Source organism: Streptococcus sp. Marseille-Q7156 (genome assembly GCF_965119495.1).
This window is the reverse complement of record NZ_CBCPLU010000001.1, coordinates 566,464-579,719: the sequence shown is the minus strand read 5'-3', so window position 1 is coordinate 579,719 and position 13,256 is coordinate 566,464. Positions and strand designations below refer to the sequence as shown.

Annotated in this window: 14 protein-coding genes; 1 reads left to right on the top strand and 13 read right to left on the bottom strand. The window is 42.0% G+C overall.

Annotation, left to right across the window (positions count from 1 at the left end; genetic code table 11):
- Position 1: 1 nt before the first annotated feature.
- The 13 genes from pepF to ybeY all read right to left on the bottom strand — a co-directional run bounded on the left by pepF (position 2) and on the right by ybeY (position 11,488).
- Entirely contained in the window at positions 2-1,804 is a 1,803-nt protein-coding gene (pepF, locus tag ACWPV5_RS02855; RefSeq protein ID WP_060805671.1) for an oligoendopeptidase F, read from the bottom strand.
- An 18-nt stretch (positions 1,805-1,822) separates the two neighbouring features.
- On the bottom strand, positions 1,823-2,776 hold the full coding sequence (locus tag ACWPV5_RS02850) for a competence protein CoiA (protein ID WP_454382174.1): 954 nt from the start codon (positions 2,774-2,776) through the stop codon (positions 1,823-1,825).
- A 75-nt stretch (positions 2,777-2,851) separates the two neighbouring features.
- Entirely contained in the window at positions 2,852-3,712 is an 861-nt protein-coding gene (gene tehB / locus ACWPV5_RS02845) for an SAM-dependent methyltransferase TehB (protein WP_454382172.1), read from the bottom strand.
- 14 nt (positions 3,713-3,726) lie between these two features.
- Positions 3,727-4,194 (bottom strand): SsrA-binding protein SmpB, encoded by a 468-nt coding sequence (smpB, locus tag ACWPV5_RS02840; RefSeq protein ID WP_050074052.1) that lies wholly within the window; start codon positions 4,192-4,194, stop codon positions 3,727-3,729.
- Entirely contained in the window at positions 4,157-6,511 is a 2,355-nt protein-coding gene (rnr, locus tag ACWPV5_RS02835; RefSeq protein WP_454382170.1) for a ribonuclease R, read from the bottom strand. Before rnr ends, smpB begins: the two co-directional genes overlap by 38 nt.
- A gap of 101 nt (positions 6,512-6,612) precedes the next feature.
- On the bottom strand, positions 6,613-6,846 hold the full coding sequence (gene secG, locus ACWPV5_RS02830; RefSeq protein ID WP_000282517.1) for a preprotein translocase subunit SecG: 234 nt from the start codon (positions 6,844-6,846) through the stop codon (positions 6,613-6,615).
- Between the two features lie 39 nt (positions 6,847-6,885).
- Positions 6,886-7,035 carry a 50S ribosomal protein L33 gene (gene rpmG, locus ACWPV5_RS02825; RefSeq protein ID WP_001809104.1) on the bottom strand — a complete coding sequence of 50 codons (150 nt, stop codon included), beginning with the start codon at positions 7,033-7,035 and terminating at the stop codon, positions 6,886-6,888.
- On the bottom strand, positions 7,035-8,234 hold the full coding sequence (locus ACWPV5_RS02820) for a multidrug efflux MFS transporter (protein WP_454382168.1): 1,200 nt from the start codon (positions 8,232-8,234) through the stop codon (positions 7,035-7,037). The genes rpmG and ACWPV5_RS02820 overlap by 1 nt, the downstream gene beginning before the upstream one ends.
- Positions 8,221-8,826 (bottom strand): dephospho-CoA kinase, encoded by a 606-nt coding sequence (gene coaE / locus ACWPV5_RS02815; RefSeq protein WP_000516182.1) that lies wholly within the window; start codon positions 8,824-8,826, stop codon positions 8,221-8,223. The genes ACWPV5_RS02820 and coaE overlap by 14 nt, the downstream gene beginning before the upstream one ends.
- A complete protein-coding gene (gene mutM / locus ACWPV5_RS02810) occupies positions 8,826-9,650 on the bottom strand; it encodes a DNA-formamidopyrimidine glycosylase (protein WP_001114504.1) in 825 nt (274 codons plus the stop codon). The genes coaE and mutM overlap by 1 nt, the downstream gene beginning before the upstream one ends.
- 48 nt (positions 9,651-9,698) lie before the next feature.
- Complete coding sequence (gene era, locus ACWPV5_RS02805; protein ID WP_000143264.1) at positions 9,699-10,598, bottom strand: GTPase Era; 900 nt, start codon at positions 10,596-10,598, stop codon at positions 9,699-9,701.
- 16 nt (positions 10,599-10,614) lie between these two features.
- Positions 10,615-11,010 carry a diacylglycerol kinase family protein gene (locus ACWPV5_RS02800; protein ID WP_000378157.1) on the bottom strand — a complete coding sequence of 132 codons (396 nt, stop codon included), beginning with the start codon at positions 11,008-11,010 and terminating at the stop codon, positions 10,615-10,617.
- The gene (gene ybeY / locus ACWPV5_RS02795; protein WP_000275156.1) at positions 10,991-11,488 is read right to left on the bottom strand and encodes an rRNA maturation RNase YbeY; all 498 of its coding nucleotides are present in this window, start codon (positions 11,486-11,488) and stop codon (positions 10,991-10,993) included. Before ybeY ends, ACWPV5_RS02800 begins: the two co-directional genes overlap by 20 nt.
- Positions 11,489-11,592: 104 nt before the next feature.
- Between ybeY and pavA the strand changes: the two genes are divergently transcribed.
- Positions 11,593-13,248: an Rqc2 family fibronectin-binding protein PavA gene (gene pavA / locus ACWPV5_RS02790; RefSeq protein ID WP_454382156.1), complete on the top strand. Its 1,656-nt coding sequence runs from the start codon at positions 11,593-11,595 to the stop codon at positions 13,246-13,248.
- Positions 13,249-13,256: the final 8 nt, after the last annotated feature.

Genomic DNA, 13,256 nt, shown 5'->3' with positions numbered 1-13,256 from the left:
CTTATGCCAATCCCAATTTTTCAACAAGGGCTTCAAACTCATTCAAACGACGTTCGAAGACTGCAAAAGCATCGTTGAGATAGTCTTCCTTCTCCATATCAACACCAGCTTTTCTCATGACATTAAGTGGATAGTCAGATTTACCTGCCTTGAGGTAGTCGATATAGCGGTCACGATCTTCTTGACTACCATGGACAATTTTTTCAGCCAGGGCTGAGGCTGCTGCAAAGCCTGTTGAATATTGATATACATAGTAGTTATAGTAGAAGTGTGGAATGCGAGCCCACTCATATTGGATTTCAGGATTGTCTTCCTTACTCAAACCATAATACTCTTGGTTCAAGTCTGCATAGAGTTTATTTAAGAAATCGCTTGTCAAGACTTCACCATTTTGATCCGCTTGGTGAATGGCGTGTTCAAACTCAGCAAATTGAGTTTGGCGGAAAACTGTTCCACGGAAACCGTCTAGGAAGTTATTGAGAATAGCAAAGCGCGTTGCGTCGTCTTCCACTTCTTCCAATAATTTCTCCGTCAAGATATTTTCATTGGTAGTTGATGCAATCTCAGCCAAGAAGATAGAATAATCTCCGTAAACATAAGGCTGCGTTTCACGAGTATAGCTTGAATGCATACTGTGACCAGTCTCATGGACAAGGGTAAAGAGATTGTCTAGATTGTCCTGCCAGTTAAGGAGCATAAAGGCATTGGTATCGTAAGAACCGCCAGAGTAGGCACCTGAACGCTTGCCTTGATTTTCGTAAACATCAATCCAACGCTCGCTGAAGGCACGTTTAACACGGCTCAAGTAATCCTCACCCAAGACTGCCAAGGCATCTTCTGCCTTTTTCAAAGCTTCTTGGTAGGTAAAGCTATATTCAACAGATGAAAGCGGTGTGTAGACATCGTACATCTTGAGGTCTGAAATCCCCAAAATCTTTGAACGAAGCTCAAGGTAACGATGCAAGAGGGGTAAATGCTTGCGAACTGCTGCTACCAAATTGTCATAAACGCTCTCTGGAACAAAATTGGCCGCTAGGGCTGCATGACGAGCACTCTTGTAGTTGCGAACTTTTGCTCGGTAGTTTTGCACCTTAACATTGGTTTGCAAGGTTTTGGCATAAGTATGTTGGAATTGTTCGTAAGTCGCATAGAGGGCTTGATAGGCACCACGGCGAACCCCACGATTTTTAGACTCCATCAAGTGCATATAAACGCCATGTGATAATTGTACTTCGTTACCATCTTCATCTTTAACAAATGGAAAGACGATATCTGCATTATCTAAAATCGCAAAGGTTTCACTTGCCGAACCAAAGATTTCCCCAGCTCCAGCCAATAATTCTTCTTCACGTTGTGAAAGAACGTGTTCCTTGCCTTGTAAAAGCTTGTCAAAATAGTGTTGATAAACCCGCAATTTTGGTTGAGCTTCTAAAAAGTCAGCATACTGCTTTTCGCTAATATCCATAAATTCAGGTTCATAGAATGAAAAAGCTTGGTCTAGCTGGCTATAGAGAGTCATTGCCTTAGCATAGTACTCTTGGTACTTGGCTTCACGTGTATCCTGGTCATTTTTCATATGAGCATAAACGTAAAGCTTCTCCATCTGGCGTTCCATTTCAAGAGAAAATTCAGTAATTTCTAGTAGGCTATCCGCACTATCCAAGAGATGACCTTCATACTGGACTACTTTCTCCAATTGTTCTGTTAAATCTTTTAAGGCTTCTTCCCAAGCCTGGTCAGTTGGGTAAATCGTTGATAGATCCCATGTATCTTTTTCATTTATTTCATTTCTTTGTAATACCATTAGATTCCTCCATCCTTTCTATTTTACCATATTTTTCAAGAAATATTGCTGATAAAAGGCTGGTGGATAAAGCTTTTGCCAATCATTTTGAGGATTTTCTTTGTAATAGGTTTGAAAATACTGATAATAGCTGGTTAAGTCCTTCTCAATTTGGCAAAACTCACCTACTAATGGTCGAATTTGTGGATACCATTCTTTTAGCCCATAAGTCAGGAGATTTTCCCCCTTTTGATAGGCTTCTGCTTGTTCTTTCATCCAAATAGGATTTTGATAATAGAGTTGTTGCTGAATATAGCTACAGATGTCCTTATCCTCAGAAACTGTAAAATGAGATATTTTTTGTTTCTTATAGGGAAAACGTAATATCTCCAGTAGACTATCTTGGCCATAGGGAAATTCCTTGATTTGATAATGGAGTTTGCCTCGAAGATCCTGGTGTATGAGATATTTAAGCCTTAAAACCTGTTTTTTCTTGTCCAATTCCCAAATATAAAATCCCATGTTTTGACTGAAATAAAGAAAACCTTGTTGCAGACGGGTCAAACGCTCCTTGAGCCACAGTTTTTCTCCCAGCAACCACAGTACTTGGTAACCCTGACTACGATAACCCTCGCTACGCTCTTTAAGAACTTTTTGAGGCAAGGGACTACACTGAACTTCTAGAGCAAGATGACCATTTACAAATACATCCGCAATCTGTTTAAGCTCTGGAAGAGGGTATTCTAATTGCACCTCTGCCTCTTTTTTCAACCAGTGATAAAGTGATTCTTTATTTGCCAGGTGTTCTGGACTTTCATTTTCAGAGGAAAAATCACAGTCTTTTAGGGATTTGTGGGCAAAATGGGTCCGGACACTTGATCCTTGACGCAAACGGAGCTGACCTCCACAAGCTGGGCAGGTGTAGGCCTGCTTCTCAAGCTTATCCTCTAACACATTTACCAATTCTCCCCTAGCATCTCTTGCAACAAACATGTTTTGCCCTCCTTTTCTATATTATTCGTAAAAAAAAGAAAAAAGGTCAGGAAATTCCCCAACCTTCATACATATTTACTTGATTTTCTTAGCTAGCATGGTCGCAAAGCGTAGTTGTATACGATTGCCATTCTCATCACGACGGTGCAAATGGCCTGGATTTTCATTGTACTTGACCAATTCCCAGTTCTTGTAATAGTCTGCCAATTCCTCTTCTTTAAATGTAAATGGGAAGTTCACTGAGCAAGGATAATCCTCCGTATCCATGGCACAAACGATAAGATTATAGCCACCAATACTAGTTTTCTCCTGCATATTTTTGATAATTGCAGGAATGCGGTCTGCTTGCAAAAACATCAAAACAACTGTCGATACGATGAAATCATACTCTTTCCCAATGCTGGCTGAATTGATATCGTAGAGACCAACAGGCATATCCAGGTCTTCCTGCTCCACAATGCTTTGCAAGATTTCAAGAGATAATTCATTTTGATCCACAGCTGTCACATCAAAACCATTCTGTGCAAGAAAGAGAGAGTTACGGCCTTGACCACAGCCCAAATCCAAGGCTTTCCCTGGTTTTACTGTCTGCATGGCCTCTAGAACCTCTGAATGAACAGGATTGGTATTGTATTTCTTAGGGAAATAATCCTCAGGTTTACAATAAAATTCCAAATACCATTCTACATCGTCTGTAGCAGCCTCGACTCGATGCCATGCTTGAGGTTGTGCCATGGGATTGTCGGCTCCTGCTTCAAAGAGGTGCTCAGCTAGAACCTCGCCATCCTCTGTCAACTCAATAAACTTGAGAGTTCCTTTTAAAACAGTAATCTTGCCCCAAGTCCCAACCTTGGTATTGTGTTTCTGCTGAACAGCCTCTGGCATGGTCTCTTTATTCCACAAAGGCATACATTTATAGGCAACTAGTTTTTCCATCTTCATTCCTCTTTTTATCGCTGATTAACAGCTTTCATCACGCGCGCAATATCGCGATTCTGTTCACGTCGTTTGATAGACTCCCGTTTGTCGTAGTCATGCTTCCCTTTAGCTAGGCCTAAAAGGAGCTTGGCATAACCATCTTTGATATAGACTTTAAGAGGAACCAGGGTCATTCCTGTTCCTTTAGTCTCTTGTTCTAATTTTTGAATTTGTTTCTTATGGAGCAGGAGTTTACGACGACGTTCTGGTTCTTGGTTCCAGATATTGCCCTCTTCGTAAGGCGCGATATGAACATTGCTCAACCAAACTTCTCCATTTTTTACTTGGGCAAAGCCATCCTTGAGATTGATTCGAGCTGCTCGTACACTCTTGATTTCAGTTCCAGTCAGGACCATTCCTGCCTCTAGCGTATCTACGATAGTATAGTCGTGGCGCGCCTTTTTATTTTGTGCGACGACCTTTCCCTCGCCCTTTACCATGCTTGGCTCCTTTCTTAGCTACTTCCTTGTAAAAGGGTTTCATTCCTTTTTTCTTCTTGTCTTTTTGTGAATGCTTGCGCTTATCATTTGAGCGTCCTGATTTTCTCTTATCTTCCTTCTTATCTGAACGACGACTTGAACCACGCCCTCTATCATTACGATTAGACTGTTTCAAGCCTTTTTCAATCACATCAAACTCACTTGGAATATAAGAGAAGTCAATTTCACCTGTCATCTTATCCGCTCTTTCAACTCGGATACGGATTTGCTGACCTACACGGAAGGTTGTTCCTGATTTTTCTCCACGAAGAGTCAAATCACGCTCATTGAAATGATAAAATTCGGGTAGATTGGTGATATGAATCAAGCCTTCAACTGTGTTTGGCAATTCGACAAAGAGACCAAATTTGACAATGCTGGATACAACTGCATCGTACTCTTCACCCACATTTTCTTCCATGTACTCAGCCTTTTTCATGGCTTCGACTTCACGCTCGGCCTCGATAGCACGACGCTCACGGTTGGAAGACTGAGTCGCAATCTCTGGAATCACTTGCTCAAAATGCTCTGCTATTTCCTTAGAACGCCCATAGTCCCGAATCATACGGTGAACAAGAAGGTCTGGATAACGACGAATCGGACTGGTAAAGTGAGTGTAATAATCAGCCGCTAGTCCATAGTGGCCGTGATTGTGCTCCGAATAGCGAGCCTGCTGCATAGAGCGAAGAAGCATCATGGATAATACATCCGCATAAGGTTCTCCCTCAACAGCACGCATGATGTCTTGAAGGGCCTCCTGGCTCATCTCACTGGCAGTTCCATAAATGCGCAAGCCAAAGCTCGAAGCATAATCAATAAACTTCTGAACCTTTTCAGCCTTGGGCTCCTCGTGGATTCGATAAATAAAAGGCAAATCCAGCTTACTAAAATGCTCAGCAACTGTTTCATTAGCCATCAGCATAAAGGATTCAATCATACGCTCGGCAATACCACGCTGACGAAGAACGATATCAACAGGCTTACCCTGTTTATCCACTAAAATCTTCGCTTCATTGGTATCGAAATTGAGGGCTCCACGTTTCACACGCATGTTTTCTAGCCTTTCGTGAAGTTTGGCCATAAGTTCGATACTAGGAACAATTTTCTGATACTCTTGTCTCTTTTCCTTGTCTCCAGCTAGGATATCATTGACATCACTATAGGTCATACGGAAGCTTGTCTTGATAACCGTTTGTGTAATAGTGTAATTAACCACACGACCATGTTTATCAATCTCCATAATGGCAGACTGGGTCAGGCGGTCAACTTGGGGATTGAGAGAGCAGATTCCATTTGACAGTCGTTCTGGAAGCATTGGAACCACACGGTCTGTCACATAAACAGAAGTCGCACGATTAAGGGCTTCCTTGTCAAGGGCAGAACCCTCGGTCACATAGTAGGAAACATCTGCGATGTGAACACCAAGCTCCAGATTTCCATTTTTCAAGGCCTTGATATGCACCGCATCGTCCAAATCCTTGGCGTCAGCACCATCAATGGTAAAGGTAATCTCATCTCTCAAATCCAGACGGCCTTCCATATCCTTTTGAGACGGAGCATCAGGCACACTTTCTGCTTCCTTGACAACGGCTTCTGGAAACTCGGAGACAATGTCCATAGATTCCAAAACCTCAAGAACATCAATTCCGACATCCGTTGAATGCCCAACCACATCGAGGACACTCGCGACAAAGAAATCATGTTTCTTACTTGGGTATTTATCGATAAAGACCTTGAGAACTTCGGTTCCTTCTAGTTTAAGGGCTGGTTTCTTAACATAAATTGGTTGACTAATTTTCTGATTTTTCGAACGAATGTAGCCGGCATACTTGGGTTTTTCCTGATCTAGAACGATTTGGCCGACAACAGTTGTCAAACTGTGTTCTAGGATATCGATAATTTTTGCTTCTGCTGCTGTTCCCTTGTTGCGGTCAGCGACTTTCTTGATGACGACCTCAACGGTATCACCATCAATAGCATAATTGACATCGTTTTTTCCTACAAAAAGGTCGTCCTCCTCACCTTCCAGACTGACAAAGCCAAAGCCATTTTTATGGGCATGAAAAATCCCCTTGAAGGTAATCTCATGTTTTTTCTTGACTTCTAAGGTCAGACTTCCATCTTCTTCAAAGCGAATCTGGTGTTTTCTTTCCATTAGGGACAAGGTTTTTATCAACTCACGAAAATCCTTGGAACCTTCTTTTCCCAAAGCCTGAGCCAAGTCATTGACAGTCACCCTTCCCTTATCTTGTAAATATTCTTTTATTCTATCTTTCATATTTTCTTTCTAGATTTTTTAATTTCCTTTTACTGTAAAACCTTCTCAAACATCCTTTAAAAATAAAAAGAGGCAAAGACCTAGTCCTGCCCATTATTTTCTTATCTACTTGATAATACCGTCAATGCTAAGGCAATGGCTAGCCAGAAAAAGACTAAAATCCCCGTCAAACGCTGCATTACAGCTTCGAAACCGCGTGCTTTACTGCGTTCAAACAAATCACCTGAGCTGGCATCAAATACATTGCTGGATTGGTTTTTGGTTGGTTGCATGAAAATCGCAATCACAATCACAACAGATAATACTAATAAAATGGTTAATAATAGGTTATACATATCAAACTCCTTAAAATCCTTATTATTTTACCATAAAATCTACTTAGATTCAAGATGTAGGGTTACTTTTCTTTCCTTGGGACAATACTTTAAAACCTCAATCTTGTCTGGATGGGTTTTTGAATTTTTACTGGTTAGGTAATTGATACTGCCACAAGAGGAGCATTTGAGATTAATTTTTACTCGCACTAGATTTCCTTTACTTTTAATAATGTTCGAAATTGAAGCAGGTTAAAGAGACAACTAAAGGCAACACAAAGGCTTGTCGCATAAAAGACTGCATGGTAGCCAAATTGACCTGCTACTGCAGAACCTGCCATAGGCCCAACGACACCTCCCAGATAAAAGAATACCTGATTGAAGGCAAAGACCCTCGAAATGCCGGATTTGGGAGTCATTTTGCTGAGTAGCGCATTAACCCCGGGAATCAAGGCACCGGTTCCCAAGCCAAAGAGGAAACGATAAAGTCCTAGTTGAAGGGGGCTAGAGGCATTGGCACAGAGGAGATAGATGATAACTGAATAAAACTGGGCTACAACCAAGAGGCGATGGTTCCCCACCTTGTCACCTAGCTTGCCCATAATACCTGCACTCATCATGCTGGAAAAGCCCATACTGGATACAATCAAACCAGAGACAAAAAGAAGATTCTCTGTCTGGCCTAAGTCGCGCACATACAGAGCTAAGATAGGACCGATTGATTGGGCTGAAAATTGGATGACAAAACTGGTCAGAAAGAGGTTAACCAAGAGATAGGGATATTTAACTGATGTAAACAATTCCTTTGTTGGAATGACCTTTTCCTTGGCTACTGGTTGAAAATCTTCCTTGATAAAGCAAATAGTCAAAATAGCAGCTAAAAATAGAAAACTACCAACCAGTAAAAAGACAGTACGAATGCCAAATAATTCTGCGATAAAGCCACCAATAAAGGGACCAGTTAGAGTACCTGCAACTACGCCTGTAGACAAAGTACCTAAGGCAGAGCCTGATTTTTCCTTGGGAACCTGACTAGCTATCAAAGCAGTTGCATTAGGAACAAATCCTGCAAATACACCGTTTAATAAACGAAGAAAGATTAGCCAATAAATATTTGGCACAAAGGCCAAGCCTCCCATAGTGATAGTCATGGCCAGACCAGCACGAATCATCATGGGTTTTCGACCGTATTTATCAGCAAGGATGCCCCAGATAGGAGAGAAAAGTGCCGCAGAAATGGCAGAGACAGAAATAGCTAAACCTGCATAAAAAGCAGCTTGATTACTTCTTACACCCAGATTTTCCACAAAGATGGGCATAAAAGGCACAACCAAAGAAATACTGGCTCCTGTCAGAAAATTACCAAACCAGGCAATGCGCAGATTATCTTTCCAGTTAATTTCTGTCATCTTGCTTACCTCCCTCGAGGAGGATACGCACCTGAGTGAGAAGCTGGTCCTGATTGCCATTGTTGTCAAGAATATGGCTGGCTAAATCTTTCTTTTTTTCTAAAGGCCACTGGGCTGCCAGACGAGATTCAGCTTCATCTTTGGACAAGTGGTCCCTTTTCATTAAGCGTTCTACTTGGACATCTCGGTCCACATAGACCAACCAAGTCTCATCAAACCAAGCGCTGTAGTCCTGCTCAAAAAGCAGGGGAATATCCATGAAAAAAATCTCTCCTGTCTGAGCCAACTGGTCTCTCAAAGTAGCCAACTCTTCACGAATAATCTCTCCTTGGATTTGCTTAGACCATTCCTGTTCTTCAGTATTTGAAAAGATAAGACTAGCAAGGAGAGGGCGATTAAGTTCTCCGTTTTCAAGGATGATTTCTTGCCCAAAATGCTGTACTAGAGCCTCAAACAGACGACCACCAGGTCTCTGTAGTTGGTGGACAACCGCGTCGGCATCCACCACTTGAAAGCCTTGCTTTCTTAGAAAATTTGTCACGGTTGACTTACCAGAGGCAATTCCTCCTGTGATTCCAATGATTTTTCCCATCAGTCCCTCCTTTGACAGTTTGGACAAAAGTGGGTGCCTCGTCCGCCTAGTTGGATTTTCTCAATGATGGTGCCGCAACGCGAACATTCTTGACCAGCCTTGTCATAGACCTGATGAAAATCTTGCATAGTTCCATCTTCCCCAAAGGCATTGGTATAGGTCCGAATGGTGGAGCCGCCTTTTTCAACAGCCTGACTCAAAACAGCAATGGTCTGGTCATGAATGGCAGTCGCTTCTTCTGCTGTCAAGGTCTGGGAAGGTCTAGCTGGATGAACCTGAGCTCGCCAGAGAACCTCATCCACATAGATATTGCCAAGTCCAGCTACCAAGGTCTGGTCTAGGAGATGGGATTTGATAGGCTTTTTGGACTTGGCAAGGGCAGCTTGAAAGACCTGTAAATCAAAGTCTTGTTTGCTTGGTTCAGGACCTAATTTTTTAGAAATAAAGTAGGCATCTAAAAGGTCAGGAGCCAAGAGTTCCATAGTACCAAACTTGCGAACATCCTCATAAACAAGCGTGCCACCATCCTCAAATTGGAAGAAAACATGGGCATGCTTGCGTTCAGGAACCTGGTCCGGATAGTAAAAATACTTGCCCTCCATCCGCAAATGGGAAATCAAGACCTTGTCTGTCAGGTAAAAAAGCAAATACTTGCCCCGACGTTCCATTGACTCAATAATCTGACCAGGCACTTCCTTTTGAAATTCGTCCAAATCCGTCTTAATCATCTTGGGATAGCGAATTTCTATACTCGAAATCTTCTTTCCCAAAATCAATTTTTCCAAGCCACGTCGAATGGTTTCAACCTCAGGTAATTCAGGCATAAGTCCTCCTTCTGTAAAAACAAGAAGCAGGCATGAGCCCACCTCTACTTAGTATTCTTTTTCATTATAGCCAAAGTCAGCCAAATCTAGCTTTTTATCGCGCCAGTTTTTCTTGACCTTGACCCAGGTTTCTAGGAAGACCTTATCTCCTAGCATGAGTTCGATATCACGACGGGCCATACTACCGATTTTCTTAAGCATAGCGCCACCTTTACCGATGATAATCCCTTTTTGGCTATCGCGCTCGACCATAATAGTTGCACGAATATGAACCTTGTCTGTTTCTTCGTCTCGCTTCATAGAATCCACAACTACTGCGACAGAGTGCGGAATCTCTTCACGAGTTAGGTGCAAGACTTTCTCGCGAACCATTTCTGAAACCAAGAAACGCTCTGGATGGTCTGTGATTTGATCAGACGGGAAATATTGGAAACCTTCATCTAGATTTTCACTCAAAATATCCACTAGACGAGAGACGTTATTTCCTTGAAGGGCTGAGATTGGTACAATTTCCTTAAAGTCCATTTGGTTACGGAAATCATCAATCTGAGACAAGAGCTGGTCTGGATGGACCTTATCGATTTTATTCACCACCAAAATCACTGGAACCTTAGCAGCCTTGAGACGCTCGATAATCATATCGTCCCCCTTACCACGCGCTTCATCAGCAGGCACCATAAAAAGGACGGTATCCACTTCACGAAGGGTACTATAGGCAGATTCGACCATGAAATCTCCGAGAGCTGTTTTAGGTTTGTGAATCCCTGGTGTGTCGATAAAGACAATTTGCTCCTTATCGGTCGTGTAAATTCCCATGATTTTATTGCGCGTTGTCTGCGCCTTGTCACTCATGATGGCAATCTTTTGCCCCATAACGTGATTTAAAAAAGTTGACTTCCCAACATTGGGACGTCCTAAAATGGCTACAAAGCCTGATTTAAAAGTCATAATTTCCTCTTGCTATTTAAAATAATAAATCCCAGATTCGTGGGAGAAAAATCAATGCGCCTGTTAAGGCTGCGAAAAGAGAGACCACTAATACCGCGCCAGCCGCCATATCCTTGGCATTTTTAGCCAGCATGGAAAAGTGATAGTGACTGGCCAAATCCACCACATTTTCAATAGCAGAATTGATAATTTCAAAAGCTACTACCAAGAAAATGCTCAATAGGAGAAAGAGCCATTCGATTCGTGACACCTGAAAAACAAAACCTGCAAGGATGACTACTAGAGCCGTCACGGCATGTTTTCGCATATTTCGTTCTTCCTTGATGGCAGTAAAAATTCCTGTGATGGCAAATTCTAAACTAGATATCAGGTCACGATTTTTCCATTTTCGTTTATTGTCTTGTGAGTCCATAGGCTGTCAAAATTTCTTCTTGTAAACCGAACATCTCCGCTTCTTCTTCCGGAGTGTAGTGATCATAGCCGTTGATATGTAAAAAGCCGTGTACTGCCAAGAAGCCCATCTCACGCTCAAAGCTATGGCCATATTCCTCGGCCTGCTCATGTGCCTTATCGATAGAGATGAACAATTCCCCAATATAGGCATCAAACTCAGACATCATCTCTGCCAATTCTGGATTTTCAAGTAAATCCTCTTCGTCAAAGGCAATTTCCAATTCTGGTTTATACTCAAGGCTGATGACATCTGTCGGACGGTCTGTGTCACGGTACTCCAGATTGAGTTCATGACTACGCTCATTGGTCACAAAAGTGACTGCCATCTCCTTGTCTTCTTTTCCTAATTTTTGGGCTGCAAATTCCAAAATTTCTTGGGTTTGTTGCAACATTTCTTTTGAAACTTGACCAGTTTCATCTACCATTTCAATATACATGTGCTTCTCGTTTCTCTTTACTTGGCTTTATTATACCACATTTCCATGATTTTATTCTACCTTTTTGATATAATACTATGGAATACAATCACAAGGAGAGAACGATGTCATTTGACGGATTTTTTTTACACCACATGGTTGAGGAATTGCGAAGAGAGTTAGTGAATGGTCGCATTCAAAAAATCAATCAGCCTTTTGAACAAGAGTTGGTCTTGCAAATCCGCAGCAATCGCCAAAGCCATCGTCTGCTCCTTTCTGCTCATCCAGTTTTCGGACGCATTCAGCTAACCCAAACGACTTTTGAAAATCCAGCCCAACCTTCTACCTTTATCATGGTTTTAAGAAAATATTTGCAGGGTGCCCTGATTGAATCAATTGAGCAAGTGGAAAATGACCGTATTGTGGAAATGACAGTTTCCAATAAAAACGAGATTGGAGACCATATCCAGGCTACCTTGATTATCGAGATTATGGGTAAACACAGTAATATTCTACTGGTCGATAAAAGCAGTCATAAAATCCTCGAAGTTATCAAACATGTTGGCTTTTCACAAAATAGCTACCGTACCTTGCTTCCTGGATCGACCTATATCTCTCCGCCAAGTACGGAATCTCTCAATCCTTTTACGATCAAGGACGAGAAACTCTTTGAAATCCTGCAAACACAGGAAACGACAGCTAAAAATCTTCAAAGTCTCTTTCAAGGTCTGGGACGCGATACGGCAAATGAATTGGAAAACATTCTGGTTAGTGATAAACTATCTACTTTCCGAAACTTTTTCAATCAAGAAACCAAACCATGCTTGACTGAGACTTCCTTCAGCCCAGTTCCTTTTGCAAATCAAGTGGGAGAGCCTTTTGCCAGTCTTTCTGATTTGTTGGACACCTACTATAAGGATAAAGCTGAACGCGACCGCGTCAAACAGCAAGCCAGTGAACTGATTCGTCGTGTTGAAAATGAACTTCAGAAAAACCGACACAAACTCAAAAAACAGGAAAAAGAGTTACTGGCGACAGACAATGCTGAAGAATTTCGACAAAAAGGGGAATTGCTGACAACCTTCCTCCACCAAGTGCCTAACGACCAAGACCAGGTTATCCTAGACAACTACTACACCAACCAACCTATCACCATTGCGCTTGATAAGGCTCTGACTCCCAACCAGAATGCCCAACGCTATTTTAAACGGTATCAGAAATTAAAAGAAGCTGTCAAATACTTGACTGATCTGATTGAAGAAACAAAGGCAACCATTCTCTATCTGGAAAGTGTAGAAACCGTCCTCAACCAAGCTGGACTAGAAGAAATCGCTGAAATCCGTGAAGAATTGATTCAAACAGGTTTTATCCGTAGAAGACAACGGGAGAAAATCCAGAAACGCAAAAAACCAGAACAGTATCTAGCAAGCGATGGCAAAACCATCATCTATGTCGGACGCAATAACCTGCAAAATGAGGAATTGACCTTTAAAATGGCACGCAAGGAAGAACTTTGGTTCCATGCTAAGGACATTCCTGGAAGCCATGTTGTCATCTCAGGAAATCTTGACCCATCTGATGAAGTCAAGACAGACGCAGCAGAGTTGGCCGCTTACTTCTCTCAAGGTCGCCTGTCAAATCTGGTGCAGGTAGATATGATTGAAGTCAAGAAACTCAACAAACCAACTGGCGGAAAACCAGGCTTTGTCACTTACACAGGACAAAAGACCCTCCGTGTTACACCAGACTCAGAAAAAATTGCATCCATGAAAAAATCCTGATTTTACTT

Bases quoted from the DNA above. Each gene is read 5' to 3' on its own strand.
- era (WP_000143264.1), bottom strand. From the start codon at position 10,598: ATGACTTTTAAATCAGGCTTTGTAGCCATTTTAGGACGTCCCAATGTT.
- mutM (WP_001114504.1), bottom strand. From the start codon at position 9,650: ATGCCTGAATTACCTGAGGTTGAAACCATTCGACGTGGCTTGGAAAAA.
- ACWPV5_RS02820 (WP_454382168.1), bottom strand. From the start codon at position 8,234: ATGACAGAAATTAACTGGAAAGATAATCTGCGCATTGCCTGGTTTGGT.
- tehB (WP_454382172.1), bottom strand. From the start codon at position 3,712: ATGGAAAAACTAGTTGCCTATAAATGTATGCCTTTGTGGAATAAAGAG.
- rnr (WP_454382170.1), bottom strand. From the start codon at position 6,511: ATGAAAGATAGAATAAAAGAATATTTACAAGATAAGGGAAGGGTGACT.
- pepF (WP_060805671.1), bottom strand. From the start codon at position 1,804: ATGGTATTACAAAGAAATGAAATAAATGAAAAAGATACATGGGATCTA.
- smpB (WP_050074052.1), bottom strand. From the start codon at position 4,194: ATGGTAAAGGGCGAGGGAAAGGTCGTCGCACAAAATAAAAAGGCGCGC.
- ACWPV5_RS02850 (WP_454382174.1), bottom strand. From the start codon at position 2,776: ATGTTTGTTGCAAGAGATGCTAGGGGAGAATTGGTAAATGTGTTAGAG.
- ACWPV5_RS02800 (WP_000378157.1), bottom strand. From the start codon at position 11,010: ATGGACTCACAAGACAATAAACGAAAATGGAAAAATCGTGACCTGATA.
- ybeY (WP_000275156.1), bottom strand. From the start codon at position 11,488: ATGTATATTGAAATGGTAGATGAAACTGGTCAAGTTTCAAAAGAAATG.
- pavA (WP_454382156.1), top strand. From the start codon at position 11,593: ATGTCATTTGACGGATTTTTTTTACACCACATGGTTGAGGAATTGCGA.
- coaE (WP_000516182.1), bottom strand. From the start codon at position 8,826: ATGGGAAAAATCATTGGAATCACAGGAGGAATTGCCTCTGGTAAGTCA.
- secG (WP_000282517.1), bottom strand. From the start codon at position 6,846: ATGTATAACCTATTATTAACCATTTTATTAGTATTATCTGTTGTGATT.